The 15,308-nt window shown below is 68.2% G+C and carries 15 protein-coding genes; 7 read left to right on the top strand and 8 right to left on the bottom strand.

Annotated features, from left to right (window positions below; all coding sequences use genetic code 11):
- Positions 1-20 precede the first annotated feature (20 nt).
- The 5 genes from NN2_RS17530 (at position 21) to NN2_RS17550 (ending at position 7,913) form a co-directional block, all read left to right on the top strand.
- Positions 21-1,814 (top strand): 1-deoxy-D-xylulose-5-phosphate synthase, encoded by a 1,794-nt coding sequence (locus NN2_RS17530; RefSeq protein WP_063014956.1) that lies wholly within the window; start codon positions 21-23, stop codon positions 1,812-1,814.
- Complete coding sequence (gene ispG, locus NN2_RS17535; protein WP_063014959.1) at positions 1,811-2,929, top strand: flavodoxin-dependent (E)-4-hydroxy-3-methylbut-2-enyl-diphosphate synthase; 1,119 nt, start codon at positions 1,811-1,813, stop codon at positions 2,927-2,929. The genes NN2_RS17530 and ispG overlap by 4 nt, the downstream gene beginning before the upstream one ends.
- A 110-nt stretch (positions 2,930-3,039) precedes the next feature.
- Positions 3,040-5,250, top strand: a complete 2,211-nt coding sequence (efeU, locus tag NN2_RS39100; RefSeq protein ID WP_082857058.1) for an iron uptake transporter permease EfeU — start codon at positions 3,040-3,042, stop codon at positions 5,248-5,250.
- Between the two features lie 36 nt (positions 5,251-5,286).
- A complete protein-coding gene (efeB, locus tag NN2_RS17545) occupies positions 5,287-6,522 on the top strand; it encodes an iron uptake transporter deferrochelatase/peroxidase subunit (protein WP_030513094.1) in 1,236 nt (411 codons plus the stop codon).
- A gap of 62 nt (positions 6,523-6,584) precedes the next feature.
- Complete coding sequence (locus NN2_RS17550; protein ID WP_439955857.1) at positions 6,585-7,913, top strand: MFS transporter; 1,329 nt, start codon at positions 6,585-6,587, stop codon at positions 7,911-7,913.
- Here the strand turns inward: NN2_RS17550 and rlmN are convergent.
- Positions 7,910-9,019: a dual-specificity RNA methyltransferase RlmN gene (rlmN, locus tag NN2_RS17555; RefSeq protein ID WP_063014965.1), complete on the bottom strand. Its 1,110-nt coding sequence runs from the start codon at positions 9,017-9,019 to the stop codon at positions 7,910-7,912. The genes NN2_RS17550 and rlmN overlap by 4 nt on opposite strands.
- Positions 9,020-9,154: 135 nt before the next feature.
- Here rlmN and NN2_RS17560 point away from each other — a divergent pair, with 135 nt between their 5' ends.
- Positions 9,155-9,502, top strand: a complete 348-nt coding sequence (locus NN2_RS17560; protein ID WP_063014967.1) for a LapA family protein — start codon at positions 9,155-9,157, stop codon at positions 9,500-9,502.
- An 18-nt stretch (positions 9,503-9,520) separates the two neighbouring features.
- Here NN2_RS17560 and NN2_RS17565 read toward each other — a convergent pair whose 3' ends face one another.
- The 3 genes from NN2_RS17565 to pyrH form a co-directional block, all read right to left on the bottom strand.
- The gene (locus tag NN2_RS17565) at positions 9,521-10,408 is read right to left on the bottom strand and encodes a phosphatidate cytidylyltransferase (RefSeq protein ID WP_063015010.1); all 888 of its coding nucleotides are present in this window, start codon (positions 10,406-10,408) and stop codon (positions 9,521-9,523) included.
- Between the two features lie 103 nt (positions 10,409-10,511).
- Positions 10,512-11,069, bottom strand: a complete 558-nt coding sequence (gene frr, locus NN2_RS17570) for a ribosome recycling factor (protein ID WP_063015012.1) — start codon at positions 11,067-11,069, stop codon at positions 10,512-10,514.
- A gap of 63 nt (positions 11,070-11,132) precedes the next feature.
- Positions 11,133-11,867: a UMP kinase gene (gene pyrH / locus NN2_RS17575; RefSeq protein WP_030513088.1), complete on the bottom strand. Its 735-nt coding sequence runs from the start codon at positions 11,865-11,867 to the stop codon at positions 11,133-11,135.
- 57 nt (positions 11,868-11,924) lie between these two features.
- Between pyrH and NN2_RS37225 the strand changes: the two genes are divergently transcribed.
- Entirely contained in the window at positions 11,925-12,395 is a 471-nt protein-coding gene (locus tag NN2_RS37225) for a hypothetical protein (protein WP_156511362.1), read from the top strand.
- Positions 12,396-12,455: 60 nt separating this feature from the next.
- On the opposite strand, the gene tsf is transcribed toward NN2_RS37225, so the two are convergent.
- From tsf to NN2_RS17600, 4 genes are all read right to left on the bottom strand, one after another.
- Positions 12,456-13,280: a translation elongation factor Ts gene (gene tsf / locus NN2_RS17585; protein WP_063014971.1), complete on the bottom strand. Its 825-nt coding sequence runs from the start codon at positions 13,278-13,280 to the stop codon at positions 12,456-12,458.
- Between the two features lie 123 nt (positions 13,281-13,403).
- Positions 13,404-14,282, bottom strand: a complete 879-nt coding sequence (rpsB, locus tag NN2_RS17590) for a 30S ribosomal protein S2 (protein WP_036503641.1) — start codon at positions 14,280-14,282, stop codon at positions 13,404-13,406.
- 270 nt (positions 14,283-14,552) lie between these two features.
- Positions 14,553-14,918, bottom strand: coding sequence for a DUF202 domain-containing protein (locus NN2_RS17595; protein WP_063014973.1), 366 nt, complete (start codon positions 14,916-14,918; stop codon positions 14,553-14,555).
- Positions 14,915-15,308, bottom strand: a 394-nt coding sequence (locus tag NN2_RS17600; RefSeq protein ID WP_063014975.1) for a YidH family protein, incomplete at its 5' end; no start/stop codon positions are given. The genes NN2_RS17595 and NN2_RS17600, both read right to left, overlap by 4 nt.

Raw genomic sequence — 15,308 nt, forward strand, 5'->3', positions numbered from 1 at the left:
CACCGGAAGGTGAGCCACGCATGAAACCCTCGCCGCGCGGGCCGGACCCGCTCGCCGCCCTCACCGGACCCGACGCACTGGCCGCGTTGTCCGACGACGAACTGCCCGCGCTGGCGCAGCGGTTACGCGATCGCCTCGTCGAAACCGTCACCGGAACCGGCGGGCATCTCGGCGCCAGTCTGGGGACGGTGGAGCTGACCATCGCGCTGCATCGCGTCTTCCGTTCGCCCACCGATGTTCTCGTCTTCGACACCGGACATCAGAGTTATGCGCACAAGTTGCTCACCGGGCGATCGCACACCTTCGACACACTGCGGCAGGCGGGTGGGATCGCGGGGTATCCGAACCGCACCGAATCCGCGCACGACTGGGTGGAGAATTCCCACGCCTCGGTCAGCCTGGCGTGGGCCGACGGCATCGCCAAGGCCTTCCAGCTGCGCGGCGAACACGAGCGCCGGGTGGTGGCGGTGATCGGCGACGGCGCGCTGACCGGCGGTGTGGCCTGGGAAGGCCTGAACAATCTGGGCGCGGGCGGGCGCCCGGTCGTGGTGGTGCTCAACGACAACGGGCGCTCCTACGATCCGACCGTCGGCGCGCTGGCCGGGCATCTCACCGGACTGCGCGACGGCGACACCGTCTCCGGAAATCTGTTCGACGCCTTGGGTTTCACCTATCTGGGCCCGGTGGACGGCCACGACATCGGCGCACTGTGCACGGCCCTGCACAAGGCCGCCGAACTGGCCAAACCGGTTGTCGTGCACGCGGTGACGGTGAAAGGCCGCGGCTTCGGCCCGGCCGAGGCGGACGAGGCCGACCGCATGCACGCGTGCGGGGTGATCGATCCGGTCACCGGTGTGCCGCGCAAACAGCCCGCCCCCACCTGGACCGATATCGTCGAATCGGAACTGGCCGCCATCGCCCGCGACCATCCGGAGGTGATCGCCATGACCGCGGCGATGCGCTTGCCCACCGGACTCGGCGAATTCTCCCGCAGCGCACCGGAGCGGGTGTTCGATTCCGGTATCGCCGAACAACACCTGCTGGCCTCCGCCGCGGGCTTGGCGGCAGCCGGTATGCATCCGGTGGTGGCGGTGTACTCGACCTTCCTCAACCGCGCGATCGATCAGGTACTGCTCGATATCGCGCTGCACGAACTGCCGGTCACACTGGCCTTGGACCGCGCCGGCGTCACCGGTCCGGACGGCCCCAGCCATCACGGGATGTGGGATCTGGCGCTGCTCACCTGCGTACCGGGGATGCGGATCGCGTGCCCACGCGATCCCGGCCGGGTCCGCGCACTCCTGCGCGAAGCCGTGGCCACGGCCGGGCCCACCACCGTGCGTTATCCGAAAGCCACTGCCGGAGAGAATATTTCGCCGCTGGCACGGATGGACGGGATGGACATTCTGTACCGCGGGCCGCGCAGTCCGCTCGATATTCTGCTGGTGGCGGTCGGTCCGATGGCCGGGCCGTGCCTGCGCGCGGCGGAACTACTGGCCGACAGCGGTTTCGGCGCCACCGTCATCGACCCGCGCTGGGTGTGGCCGATCAATCCGGGGCTACCGGCGATCGCGGCACGGCATCGGCTCACCGTCTGTGTGGAAGACGGTATCGCCGCCGGCGGGATCGGCTCCCATCTGGTCTACGTGATCGCCCGCGACCCCGACGCCGCTCCTGTTCGCGCGCTCGGCCTGCCCACCGCATTCATCCCCCACGCCTCCCGCGACAGCATCCTGGCCGAGTACGGACTGACCGGCGAGGGCATCGCCGCGGCCTGCGCGGAATGGTTACCCGCGACCGAGAGGATCCGATGACCGCCGTATTCCTGTCCGAGCCCGCGGCTCCGACGCTGCGACCGCGCCGGGAGAGCCGGCGCATCCAGGTCGGCTCGGTGCCGGTGGGCGGCGGCGCACCCATCTCGGTGCAGTCGATGACCACCACCGTCACCGCCGATGTCGAGGCGACGCTGCGCCAGATCGCCGAATTGACCGCTGCCGGTTGCGATCTCGTCCGCGTGGCGGTGCCCACCCAGGACGACTGCGCGGCACTGCCGACGATCGCCCGCCGCTCGGCCATCCCGGTGATCGCCGACATCCACTTCAATCCACGCTACGTCTTCGGCGCCATCGATGCCGGTTGTGCCGGAGTGCGGGTGAATCCGGGTAATATCCGCACCTTCGACGACAAGGTCCGCGAGATCGCCGCCGCGGCGGGTGCGGCGGGGGTGCCGATCCGCATCGGCGTCAACGCAGGTTCCCTCGATCGGCGCATCCTGGACCGGCACGGCGGTCGCGCCACGGCCGCCGCACTGGTCGAATCGGCGCTGTGGGAGGCGAGGCTGTTCGAGGAGCACGGTTTCGCCGAGCTGAAGATCTCGGTGAAACACAACGATCCGCTGACGATGATCCAGGCCTACCGGCTGCTCGCCCAGCGCTGCGACTATCCGCTGCATCTCGGGGTCACCGAGGCGGGTCCGCCGCTGCAGGGCACCGCGAAATCGGCCACCGCGTTCGGGATCCTGCTGTCCGAGGGGATCGGCGACACGATCCGCGTCTCGCTGTCCGCGCCGCCGGTCGAGGAGGTCAAGGTCGGTCACCACATCCTGGCCGGGCTCGGGCTGCGCCCCCGCACCCTCGACATCGTGTCCTGCCCGACCTGCGGCCGCTGCCAGGTCGACGTCTTCGAGCTCACGAAGAAGGTCGAGGCGGCCTTCCGGGATTTCCCGGCGCCGCTGCGCGTCGCGGTGATGGGCTGCATCGTCAACGGTCCAGGCGAGTCGCGGGAAGCCGATATCGGGGTTTCGGCGGGCAATCACAAGGGTCAGATCTTCGTCCGCGGCGAGGTGGTGCGGACGGTACCGGAATCGATGATCGTGGAGGCGCTGCTCGAGGAAGCGCTGGCACTGGTCGAGGAAGCGCCGGAGGGATAGCCTCGGCAAATCCGGACATTATGCGCATACCACCCCATCTACGGTAACGGTTACTCGCTACAGGCATGCAGGATTGGACCTGTGGTATAGGTATGCCTTACCTTTGGACGGTGAGCTGGGCCGAGGCTGTACCGAATCTACTGATCTGCCTGCGGGAGGGCCTCGAGGCGGGCCTCGTGGTGACGATCCTGCTGGCTGCCGTGCGCAAAACATCGACCCCCCAGCGCCCGGTCTCCTCGACCCCGGTCTGGCTCGGCCTGCTCGGCGCGGTATCGGTGGCGGCCAGCTTCGCGGCGGTGCTCACCTATTCGACGAGCGTGCTCTCCAACTCCGGCCAGGAAATCGTCGGCGGCACCCTGAGTGTGATCGCGGTCGCCCTGGTGACGGCCATGGTCTTCTGGATGCGGCGCACCGCCGCGTCGCTGTCGGGCCAGCTTCGCGGTGAGGTCGCCCGCGCCACGGCGATCGGCGCGGGAGCGCTGGCCATCACGGCCTTCATGGCCGTCGGGCGCGAAGGCCTGGAATCGACGCTGTTCGTGTGGACCGCGGTGAAGGCCTCCGGCACCACCGTCGCGCCGCTGATCGGCGCCGCACTCGGGTTCACGGCCGCGGTGGTGCTGTGCTGGCTGCTGTATCGGCAGTCGGTGAAGCTCAACCTCGGCGTGTTCTTCAACCGCACCGCGCTCGCGCTGATCGTGATCGCCGCCGGCGTGCTGTCCTACGGTCTCGGCGATCTGCAGGACGCCGGAATTCTGCCCGGCCGCCACTGGGTCGCGTTCGACCTGTCGGCGCATATCGACCCCAACTCCTGGTGGGTCTCGATCATCACCGGCATCACCGAACTGACGCCGCGGATGACCGTGTTGCAGGTCGTGGCGTGGGTGGTCTACCTGGCGGTGGTGATCCCGCTGTTCGTCCGAGCGGGACGCCAGGCGCCCGCAAAGGCCCCGGCGAAGGCGGCGCAGCCGGCGGCCGCGGCGCCCGTGACGGCTACCGCCGCGGCGAGTGGCGGGGGCGCCACACCGGCCACCGGGGCGACCGGCCAGGGTCCGCGAAACACAGCGTCGGCGCCTCCCCCGGCGGCAGCGACAACGTCGGCATCGGCTCCAGCCGACTCCGAGCACACGCCCGACTGGTGGGAGCGAATCGCCGGCCCGCGGCCGTTGCTGGTCGGTGCGGTGCTGGTGGTGGTTCCCGCGGTGGCCGCCGGGGTGGCGATCGCGCTGCTGCCGTCGAGCGGCTCCGGTAAGGCGCAGGCGGTGTCGGTCACCGACAGTTCGTGCGCCTCGGAATGGAAGTCCGGGCGGGCCGGGACGCAGACATTCGAGGTGCAGAACAAGACGTCCAAGGCCGGGGAGATCAACCTGGTCAACTCCGGCGGCGCGGTCGTCGGCGAGATCGAGACGATCGGCCCGGCCACGACCGCCAATCTGACGGCGACCTTGAGCAGCGGCAGCTACACCATGCAATGCCTGATGTCCGGCAAACCGGTGACTTCATCGGCGGCAGTGCAGGTCAGCGGTGAGGCGGGCGAGACCCCGCCGGCCGTCAAACGCGTCACCGAGGACGATCTGCGCGGGCCCAACGACGCCTATCAGGCGTATGCCGCCGGCGTGCTGACCCGGCTCTCCGGCGCCGTCACCGCCATCGGCAACGATCTGCGCGGCGGTAATATCGCTGCGGCACAAGCGGATTGGCTGAACGCCCAGCTGGAATGGGAACGGGTCGGCGCCTCCTACAACAGCTTCGGTGACGCCGGCACCGCGGTCTCGGGTCTGCCCGACGGCCTGCCGGGTGGGGTGAACGATCCCGGATTCACCGGTCTGCACCGGCTGGAGTACGGCCTGTGGCACGGCCAGCGGCCGGATCAGCTGCTGCCGGTGGTCGATCGGCTCGGTGGCGATATCACGAACATCCGCAAGAATCTCGGCAGCGACGACCTCGCCGGCGATCCGAAGAAACTCCCGCTGCGCGGGCACGAGATTCTGGAAGACGCCCTGCGCGACCATATTTCGGGCATCGACGACCAAGGCGCGGGCGCCGCGTATCCGATGACGCTCGCCGACATCGACGTGACTCGCGCGGTCCTCGATCAGCTCGGCCCGCTGATCGACCCGCGGGCGCCGCAGCTGCGCGCCACCCTGCGCACCCGTCTCGACGACTTGCAGGCCGCCCTGCTCGCCACCCAGGACCACGGGCACTGGCAGTCGCCCGACCGGACCCCGCCGGCCGCCCGGCAAGCCGTCAACGCGCGCCTCGGCGCCGCCCTCGAGGAACTCGCCAAGGTGCCGCGATTGCTCGAAGTGCCGATCTCCCACTGACATGCCGAACCACCGACCGACCAGTAAGGCTTCACGATGAACGTCAGCCGCCGCCGCTTCCTCTCCGGCGCCGCCGCCGGTGCCGCCGGAACCGCGCTGACCGCGGGCATCCTCGCCGAGGGCGCCCGCAAGGACGCCGACGCCGCCACCGTGGGCACCCCGAAGGCCGAGGCGAGCTACCCCTTCCACGGTGAACACCAGTCCGGCATCCTCACCCCGGGCCCGTCGGCGAAACAGAATGCCGCCTGCTTCGCCGCCTTCGACGTCACCACCACCCACCGCGCGGAACTGGTGGAGGCGATGAAAACCCTCACCGCACGCGCCCGCTTCCTCACCGCCGGCGGCGCCCCGACCGACCTCGGGCTCGGCCAGCCTCCCTCCGACAGCGCGGTGCTCGGGCCGGAGGTCATCGCCGACGGGCTCACCGTCACCACCGGTGTGGGCGCGAGCCTGTTCGACGGCCGCTTCGGGCTGGCCGCGGCCAAACCCGCCAAACTCACGCCGATGCGGACCTTCCCCAACGACACCCCGGATCCGGCCTGGATGCACGGCGACCTGCTGATCCAGCTGTGCGCGCATCACCCCGACACCGTCCATCACGCGCTGCGCGACATCACCCGCCAGACCCGCGGCGCACTGCAGCTGCGCTGGAAGATCGACGGCTACAACTCCCCGCCGCGCCCCTCCGGCACCGGCCGGAACCTGCTGGGCTTCAAGGACGGAACGGCCAACCCCACCGGCGCCGACGCCGAATCGCTCATCTGGACCGACGGCGGCGGCGAACCCGAGTGGACCCGCGGCGGCACCTATCAGGTGGTCCGGCTGATCCGCATGCTCGTCGAATTCTGGGACCGGGTCTCGATCAACGAGCAGGAGAACATGTTCGGACGCCGACGCGACTCCGGCGCCCCGCTCGACGGCAATCAGGAATTCGACACCCCCGACTACGCCGCCGACCCCGAGGGTTCGGTCATCCCCCTGGATTCCCATATCCGGCTGGCCAATCCGCGCACTCCGGAAACCGCCCGCCAGCAGCTGGTCCGCCGTTCCTACAACTACGACCTCGGCGTGGAGCGCAACGGCAACATGGCCTCGGGCCACATCTTCACCTGCTTCCAGCAGGACGTCGCCCGCCAGTTCGAGGCCATCCAGACCCGGCTGATCAACGAACCTCTCACCGACTACGTCCAGCCCTTCGGCGGCGGCTACTTCTTCGCCCTGCCGGGGGTGCGTGACGAGAAGGATTGGTACGCACGGGCTTTGCTGAGCTGAGCGGTGAGCGCGCCCGCGAACCCGATTTGACTGGCCGGCCGCGAATGCGCAGAGTACGGATGATGATCGCCCCTGCCGACGTCGCCACCGCGACCGTACGCAAGGTGACGATTCGGCTGGTGCCGTTTCTGTGCCTGCTGTACTTCGTCAATTACCTGGATCGGGTGAACGTGGGTTTCGCCGGGCCCAGTGGGATGAAGACCGACCTCGGCATGTCGGAGACCGCATTCGGATTCGCCTCGGGCATCTTCTTTCTCGGCTATCTCGTGCTGGAAGTGCCGAGCAATCTGGCGCTGCACCGGTTCGGTGCGCGGCGCTGGATCGCCCGCATCATGCTCACCTGGGGTATCGTCGCCACCGCGATGACGTTCGTGCCCAACGAGACGGTCCTCATCGTGCTGCGCTTTCTGCTGGGCGTGGCGGAGGCCGGATTCTTCCCGGGCATTCTGCTGTATCTGACCTTCTGGTTTCCCCAGCGCTACCGGGCCCGTATCGTCGCCCTGTTCATGACCGCGGTGCCACTGTCGACCGCTCTGGGATCCACACTGTCGAGCCTGCTCATCGAGTACGGGGACAACGTCTTCGGGCTCAGCGGCTGGCGGTTCATGTTCCTCGTGCAGGGCCTGCCGGCCTTGCTGCTGGCGGTGGTGACCTGGTTCTACCTCACCGATCGGCCGGAGCAGGCCCGCTGGTTGTCGGCCGAGGAAAGGAACTGGCTGGCAACCGAACTCACGGCGGAGCAGCGCTCGGTTCAGCGCACCGAACACTGGACGGTGCGCCGATCTCTGACCCATCCGCGCATACTCGGACTGGCCGCGATCTACGCGGGCATCGTCTACGGGCTCTACGCCCTCGGCTTCTTCCTGCCCACCATCGTGGCCGGATTCCAGCAGCAGTACGGGACCCACTACTCGGTGGTGCAGCGTGGCCTGATCACCGCTGTGCCCTATGTGATCGGCGCGGTCGCGATGATGTGGTGGGGCCGCCACGGCGATCGCACCGGCGAACGCCGCCGGCACGTCGCCCTGCCCGCGATCATCGGCGGCCTCGCCATTCCGGTCGCGTTGTACCTGGACAATCCGTTCGCGGCGATGTCTGCGGTCACCGTCTGCGCCGTCGGTGTGCTCGCCGCGCTGCCCACCTTCTGGGCCCTGCCGAGCGCATCCCTGTCCGGAGCCGCCGCGGCCGGCGGGATCGCCCTGATCAATTCGCTCGGCAATGTCAGCGGGTTCGCGGCGCCGTATCTCACCGGCTGGCTGGCCGACCTGACGGGAACCCAGCGCGCGGGGCTGTGGGTGGTGGGGGCATCGATGGTGCTCGCGGGTCTCGGTGTGTTCGCCCTGCGATCCGGAAGCGGCGCTACCGGCTCGACCGACAGCGCACCGAGTTAACCCTCGGCCGCCAATTGCCCGCAGGCCGCGGCGATCTCCTGCCCCCGCGTATCGCGCACCGTGCAGGGCACACCCTGTGCCTCCACTCGCCGCACGAATTCCCGCTCGACGGGTTTCGGCGACGCGTCCCATTTGGAGCCCGGCGTCGGGTTGAGCGGGATGAGGTTGACGTGGACGCGGGAGCCGAGTGCCTTGTGCAGTTTCGAGCCCAGCATGTCGGCGCGCCACGGCTGGTCGTTGATATCGCGGATCAGGGCGTATTCGACCGAGACCCGACGGCCGGTCTTGTCGGCGTAATACCGTGCGGCGTCGAGTACTTCGGCGACCGACCAGCGATTGTTGACCGGCACCAACGTATCTCGCAATTCGTCGTCCGGTGTGTGCAGGGAGACGGCCAGCGTCACCGACAGGCCCTCGTCGGCCAGTTTGCGGATCGCGGGGGCCAGGCCGACGGTCGACACGACCACGTTGCGCTGCGAGATACCCAGGCCGTCCGGGGCGGGCGCGGTGATTCGCCGGACCGCCGCCACCACGCGCTTGTAGTTGGCGAGCGGCTCACCCATCCCCATGAACACGATGTTCGACAGCCGGCCGACACCGCCGGCCACCTCGCCGTCACGCAACGCCGCGGCGGCCGCGCGCACCTGGTCGACGATTTCGGCGGTCGATAGATTGCGATTCAGTCCGCCCTGGCCGGTCGCGCAAAACGGGCAGGCCATACCGCAGCCGGCCTGACTGGAGATACACAGCGTGTTGCGGTCGGGATAGCGCATCAGCACGCTCTCGAGCAGCGTGCCGTCGCCTGCGCGCCACAGGGTCTTGCGGGTGGTTCCCTCGTCGCACACCACTTGCCGCACCTCGCTGAGCAGCGGCGGGAACAGCGCCTCCGCGATCTTCTCCCGCATCGGCTCGGGCAGATCGGTCATCTGCCGCGGGTCGGCCTGCAACCGCGCGTAGTACTGCCGGGCGATCTGATCGGCCCGGAACTTCGGCAGTCCGAGCTCCTCCACCGCCTGCCGCCGCTGGGCCGAATCGAGGTCGGCGAGATGCCGCGGCGGCATTCCACGGCGCGGGGCATCGAAAACGAGCGGCAGGGAGGTAGTCATAACCCTTCCAGTGTCGCATTGCCGGTACCGGCCCGCCGCCTGCGGGCAGGGATAACCCGATCACAGTTACGGCGCGGCCGAACGGGTATTCCGGAGATACGCATATCCGCCATAGCGATCGGGAATGATCGAAATATGACCAGCGACGCAGTACCGAGCCCCGGACCGGATCCGGTCCCGCACACCGATCCCCCGCGCGTCGACACTCCGCCCTCGACCGCACCCGTCCGGCGCAACCGAGCCCTGAAAACCCGCGCGGGCTACACCTGGGTGGCGCTGGTGGCGGCGGCGGTCATCGGGGTGCTGCTGTTGATCTTCATCCTGCAGAACCTCGATCAGGTGCGGATCCACCTGTTCTTCTGGCAGTTCAACCTGCCGCTCGGCGTCACGCTGCTGCTGTCGGTGATCGCCGGAGCGCTGGTGATGGCGCTGGCCGGTGGCTGGCGGATCATGCAGTTGCGGCGCGCGGCGAAGCGGCGCTGAACCCGGAGCGGCGGGATCTCAGAGCAGGGCGGTCAGCACCAGCCAGGAGACGAACGCCGAGGGCAGCATCGAGTCGAGGCGATCCATGATGCCGCCGTGTCCGGGCAGCAGCGTGCCCATGTCCTTGATGCCCAGCTCGCGCTTGATCTGCGATTCGATCAGATCCCCGCAGGTCGCCACGAGCACGACCGCGATGCCCAGCAGCACGCCGATCATCGAATTGGCCTGCAGCAGCAGCGTCACCGTGAGCAGTCCGCCGATGATGCAGAACACCAGCGAGCCGCCGAAACCCTCCCAGGACTTCTTCGGGCTGATGGCCGGCACCATCGGATGGCGGCCGAACAGCACCCCGGCCACGTAACCGCCGACATCGGAGCAGACCACCAGGATCATGAAGGTCAGCACCCGGAGATTGCCGTCGTCCTGTTGCAGCATCAACACCGCGAACGAGGCCAGCAGCGGGATCCAGGACACCACGAATACCGTGATCGCGGTGTCGCGCAGGAAGTTTCGCGGCGTGGCCGACAAGCCGTGGTCGAACAGGCGCCAGACCATGCACACCAGCGCGGTCGCCGCGAACGCACCCGCCACGCCCTGGGGGCCGTAGGGCCAGGCCAGCCAGATCATCGCCTGCCCGCCGACGATCAGCGGCACCCGCGGCACCAGGACATCGGCCTCGCGCAGCCGCTTGGCGACCTCCCAGGTGGCGATCGCCATCGCGACCGCGATGACTCCGATCAGAACCTTCGGAACGAACAGCAGGATCGCGATCAGCGATGCGCCGAGGCCGACACCGACCGCCAGCGCGGCCGGTAAGTTGCGACCGGCGCGTGAGGGCTTACCGCTCGGCTGCGCCGAGGGCGTGTCGGGAGCCGGTGTTGCACCGGCCGGGTCGCTCACCGGCATCGTCTCGCCGGCTGCGGCGTCTTCGGCCACGATTGTCCCGTCGCTCACTTATTCGTCCACTCCGTCCCCGGGCCCGTGCCGCATCGTCGCGCCGGGCCGAGTCTCACACCTCGAGCAGTTCCGATTCCTTGTGCTTGACCAGCTCGTCGATCTGGGCAACGTACTTCTGGGTGGTCTTGTCCAGTTCCTTCTCGGCGCGACCGACCTCGTCCTCACCGGCCTCGCCGTCCTTCTGGATGCGGCTCAGCTCATCCATCGACTTGCGCCGCACATTGCGAATGGCGATCTTGGCGTCCTCACCCTTGGATTTCGCCTGCTTCACCAATTCCCGCCGACGCTCCTCGGTCAGCTGCGGAATCACCACGCGAATGATCGTGCCGTCGTTGGTCGGATTCACGCCCAGATCCGAATTGCGGATCGCGGTCTCGATCGTCGGCAACTGCCCCTGCTCGTAGGGCTTGATGACGACCATGCGCGGTTCGGGCACGGTGATGCTGGCCATCTGGGTGATCGGCGTCGGCGAGCCGTAGTACTCGACCACGACCCGGTTGAACATGCCCGGGTTGGCGCGGCCGGTCCGAATACCTCCGAGGTCGTCCTTCGCCACCGAGACAGCCTTTTCCATCTTCTCCTCGGCGTCGAAGAGCGCTTCATCAATCACGACCGTTTCCTCCACAGCATCGTTTCGGGGCCCGGAATTCGCGAGGACCGATCCCCGCAGGGTTCAGGACCGAACCAGTGTGCCGATTTTCTCACCGGCCACCGCGCGGGCGATATTGCCCTTGATCAACAAATTGAACACCAGCATCGGCATCTGGTTGTCCATACACAAACTGAACGCGGTCGCATCGGCCACCTTGAGTCCGCGCTCGAGGACTTCCTTGTGGGTGATCTCGGAGAACATGATCGCCTCCGCCTCGACCTTGGGGTCGGCGGTGAAGACGCCGTCGACGGCCTTGGCCATCAGCACCACCTCGGCGCCGATCTCGAGCGCGCGCTGCGCCGCGGTGGTGTCGGTGGAGAAGTACGGCATGCCCATACCGGCCCCGAAGATCACCACGCGGCCCTTCTCGAGGTGCCGCTTCGCCCGCAGGGGCAGATACGGCTCCGCGACCTGTCCCATGGTGATGGCCGTCTGCACCCGGGTGTCGACACCCTGCTTCTGCAGAAAGTCTTGCAGCGCAAGGCTGTTCATCACGGTGCCGAGCATACCCATGTAATCGGAGCGGGCCCGCTCCATGCCGCGCTCCTCGAGTTCGGCGCCGCGGAAGAAGTTGCCGCCACCGATGACCACCGCCACCTGCACGCCGGTCGAGACGACCTCGGCGATCTGCTCGGCTACGGTCTGGACCACATCCGGGTCGAGCCCGACCTCGCCGCCGCCGAACATCTCCCCACCCAATTTGAGGAGTACTCGGCGATAGCCCTTGCGGTCGGGCGCCGTATCCGGGTCCGTCATCGGTCTCCTAGTCCTCGGCAGTCGAGCGAGCGCACGCACGGGAAATTACCCTCCCGGGTGCGATTGTTCGCGCGGGACGGTAACACGCTGCGTCCATCCTGCACCACGCGAGGTCGCGCCGGTGAGCCGACCCTCGAATACGCCGCCATTCCCGGATCCCACTACGAAACGTTGTTGTTTCAAATAAGGTGCGGCCGCATGAAGCTCACTCGCCGGACGGTTCACTTTCTCTGCGCCGCAGCGTTGCTCGGCGCCGCACCCCTCGCCGTCATCTCTCCCGCCACGGCGGCGGTCGTTCCGCTGACACCGGAGGCCACGGCAGCGCCGGACAACCCCGGTTCTGCGACGCCGACCAGTTTCACCGAACCGATCCCGACCGGCAGCACCGCGGCGGCGTTCGGCAGCGTGGACAGCAGCACGCCGATCATCAGCCTGCTCCCCGTCATACCGCTCCTGGCGAACTGGGCCATCACCGGGAGCAGCGACTGCATCATGCCGGGAACGGGCCACTGCGGCACCGGTGGCTGATCGATACCGAAAGGCCCCCGGCGCAACGGAATTGGTCGCGCCGGGGGCCTTTGCGGTGTATCAGGCCTGACCGACCTCGAAGCGGGCGAAGCGGGTGACGGTGACACCGGCCTCGTCCAGCAGCTGCTTGACGGTCTTCTTGCTGTCGGTGACCGACGACTGCTCCAGCAGGACGACGTCCTTGTAGAAGCCGTTCACCCGGCCCTCGACGATCTTCGGCAGCGCGGCCTCCGGCTTGCCCTCTTCCTTGGCGGTCGCCTCGGCGATCTCGCGCTCCTTGGCGACGACCTCGGCCGGGACGTCCTCGCGGGTCAGGTACTTGGCCTTCAGCGCGGCGATCTGCATCGCGGCGGCGCGAGCGACCTCGGCGGCGGCGTCGCCCTCACCCTGGTACTCGACCAGCACGCCGACGGCCGGCGGCAGGTCCGAGGACCGCTTGTGCAGGTAGGTCGCGACCGGGCCCTCGAAGGACACGACGCGACGCAGCTCGAGCTTCTCGCCGATCTTGGCGGCCAGCTCCTGCACCACCTGGTCGGCGGTCTTGCCGTTGACGTCGACGGCCTTGAGCGCCTCCAGATCGGCCGGGCGCACCTTGGCGGCGGCGTCGACGATGTCGCCGGCGGTGTTCTGGAACTCGTCGTTCTTGGCGACGAAGTCGGTCTCGGAGTTGAGCTCGATCATCACGCCGTTCTGCGCGGCGACCAGACCCTCGGCCGTGGCGCGCTCGGCGCGCTTGCCGACATCCTTGGCGCCCTTGATCCGCAGAACCTCGACGGCTTTATCGAAGTCGCCGTCGGTCTCCTCCAGGGCCTTCTTGCAGTCCATCATTCCGGAGCCGGTGAGCTCGCGGAGCCGCTTCACATCCTGGGCGGTGTAGTTCGCCATCGTGGCGAGCCTCCTCGAAGATTTACGAAAGTTGTCAAGTCTCTTAGCACCACCATGCCGACCGCTTCCGAACAGGAAGGGCCGGCAAGGTGAACAGACAATCGCGGTGGGAACCGCGCCGGATCAGAAGTCGGCCGGGGTCTTGGTGGCCGGCTCTTCCTTCAGCTCCGCCTCGGCGGCGGTCTCGGCCGGAGCCTCGGCGGCAGCCTCGCCGCCCTCGGCGGCCGGGGTCGCCTGCGCCAGCAGTTCCTGCTCCCACTCGGCGAGCGGCTCGCCGGCGCCGGCTTCGGGCTTCACATCGCCCGAGGCGCGGGAGGCACGGGCCTGCACGCCCTCGGCGACCGCGGAAGCGACGACCTTGGTGAGCAGCGCGGCCGAGCGGATCGCGTCGTCGTTACCCGGAATCGGGTAGTCGACCAGGTCGGGGTCGCAGTTGGTGTCCAGGATCGCGATGACCGGGATGTTCAGCTTGCGAGCCTCACCGACGGCGATGTGCTCCTTGTTGGTGTCGACGACCCAGATGGCCGAGGGCACCTTGGCCATATCGCGGATACCGCCGAGGGTGCGCTCCAGCTTGTTCTTCTCGCGGGTCAGCATCAAGATTTCCTTCTTGGTGCGGCCCTCGAAACCACCGGTCTGCTCCATCGCCTCGAGTTCCTTCAGGCGCTGCAGCCGCTTGTGCACGGTGGAGAAGTTGGTGAGCATGCCACCCAGCCAGCGCTGGTTGACGTAGGGCATCCCGACGCGAGTCGCCTCGGCCGCGATCGACTCCTGAGCCTGCTTCTTGGTGCCGACGAAGAGAACGGTGCCACCGTGGGCGACGGTCTCCTTGACGAACTCGTAGGCCTTGTCGATGTAGGTCAGCGTCTGCTGCAGGTCGATGATGTAGATGCCGTTGCGGTCGGTGAAGATGAACCGCTTCATCTTCGGGTTCCACCGCCGGGTCTGGTGACCGAAGTGTGCGCCGCTGTCGAGCAGCTGCTTCATGGTTACGACAGCCATAGCCGCGTATCCGCCTTTCCTGTGCCGGTTGACGCAGAAACCGAGGGTCGGTCTCTGCCCTGGCGTCCGTGGCCGCCGGACCTTCCGGAAGAATTTTCGGGAGGACCAGCCGACGGCACCGTGATCGGACGCGCGAAGTCGATCCGCGTACAGCGAACCGCGTGGCCAGTCTACGACCAGCGCAGGTGAGAACATAAACGGGGTGGTCAGCGCCCGGTTTCGCGGGCGGGCTCAGCGGACGCCGGGCAACCCGCCGATCCGCAGATCAGCTCACAGTCGCCAACCGGGCATCGACTCCAGCAACGCCACGACGAGCGCAGCCAGCGCCACCACGCAGATCGCCACGCTCGTCGTCGACATCGCGAACCGTCCGTCGCTCCAGCTTCCCCACGCATGAGTGTGCAGGGTCCGGCTGCGTACTACGCAGACGGTGGCCACCACGCCCAGCGCACCGATCGCCACCAGCGCGAGCACGAGGGCCGGACGGTCGCCGCTGGTCAAGGCCACGTGCAGGAACAGCAGCGCGTTGGCCATGGCCCCCACGGCGGTGCGCCACCACGACAACGCCGTCCGCTCGGCCTGCAAACCGCGATCGGCCGCCACGGCGGGCGGGCGCTCCGGCGGGATCGAGGTCATGACAGCAGCAGTCCGATGCCGGCCAGCACGGCGATCACGGCGATACCGATCGCCAGAATCGGCACCATCACCGTGTGCGGGAGCGGACGGCCCTCCCGCATCGCCGCCCCCACCATCCGCCAGCGACCGAGGGCGCCGAGTGCGATCACGGCCGCCAGCACGATGCAGCTGATCGCCAGCGCCGATCGGATGTCGTGATGCCCGAACGGCTGCACCAACTCGTGCACCGCGACCCCACCGGCGAGCAGGCCGAGGGCGGTGCGGATCCAGGCCAGGAAGGTGCGTTCACCGGCGAGGGTGAAGCGATAGTCGAGTTCGGGGCCCTCCGTCGCGTCGGACGCAGCCGGTTCGCCGCCGGTGTCCGTGCCCGCGCGGGCGGAGCGGGGCCCG

Origin of the sequence: Nocardia nova NBRC 15556 (genome assembly GCF_001613005.1) — a bacterium.
GTDB classification, from domain to species: Bacteria; Actinomycetota; Actinomycetes; order Mycobacteriales; family Mycobacteriaceae; genus Nocardia; species Nocardia nova.

Excerpts from the sequence above, each read along its gene's own strand:
- NN2_RS17530 (WP_063014956.1), top strand. The coding sequence starts at position 21 with ATGAAACCCTCGCCGCGCGGGCCGGACCCGCTCGCCGCCCTCACCGGA.
- ispG (WP_063014959.1), top strand. The coding sequence starts at position 1,811 with ATGACCGCCGTATTCCTGTCCGAGCCCGCGGCTCCGACGCTGCGACCG.
- efeB (WP_030513094.1), top strand. The coding sequence starts at position 5,287 with ATGAACGTCAGCCGCCGCCGCTTCCTCTCCGGCGCCGCCGCCGGTGCC.
- NN2_RS17550 (WP_439955857.1), top strand. The coding sequence starts at position 6,585 with ATGATCGCCCCTGCCGACGTCGCCACCGCGACCGTACGCAAGGTGACG.
- rlmN (WP_063014965.1), bottom strand. The coding sequence starts at position 9,019 with ATGACTACCTCCCTGCCGCTCGTTTTCGATGCCCCGCGCCGTGGAATG.
- NN2_RS17560 (WP_063014967.1), top strand. The coding sequence starts at position 9,155 with ATGACCAGCGACGCAGTACCGAGCCCCGGACCGGATCCGGTCCCGCAC.
- NN2_RS17565 (WP_063015010.1), bottom strand. The coding sequence starts at position 10,408 with ATGCCGGTGAGCGACCCGGCCGGTGCAACACCGGCTCCCGACACGCCC.
- pyrH (WP_030513088.1), bottom strand. The coding sequence starts at position 11,867 with ATGACGGACCCGGATACGGCGCCCGACCGCAAGGGCTATCGCCGAGTA.
- tsf (WP_063014971.1), bottom strand. The coding sequence starts at position 13,280 with ATGGCGAACTACACCGCCCAGGATGTGAAGCGGCTCCGCGAGCTCACC.
- rpsB (WP_036503641.1), bottom strand. The coding sequence starts at position 14,282 with ATGGCTGTCGTAACCATGAAGCAGCTGCTCGACAGCGGCGCACACTTC.
- NN2_RS17595 (WP_063014973.1), bottom strand. The coding sequence starts at position 14,918 with ATGACCTCGATCCCGCCGGAGCGCCCGCCCGCCGTGGCGGCCGATCGC.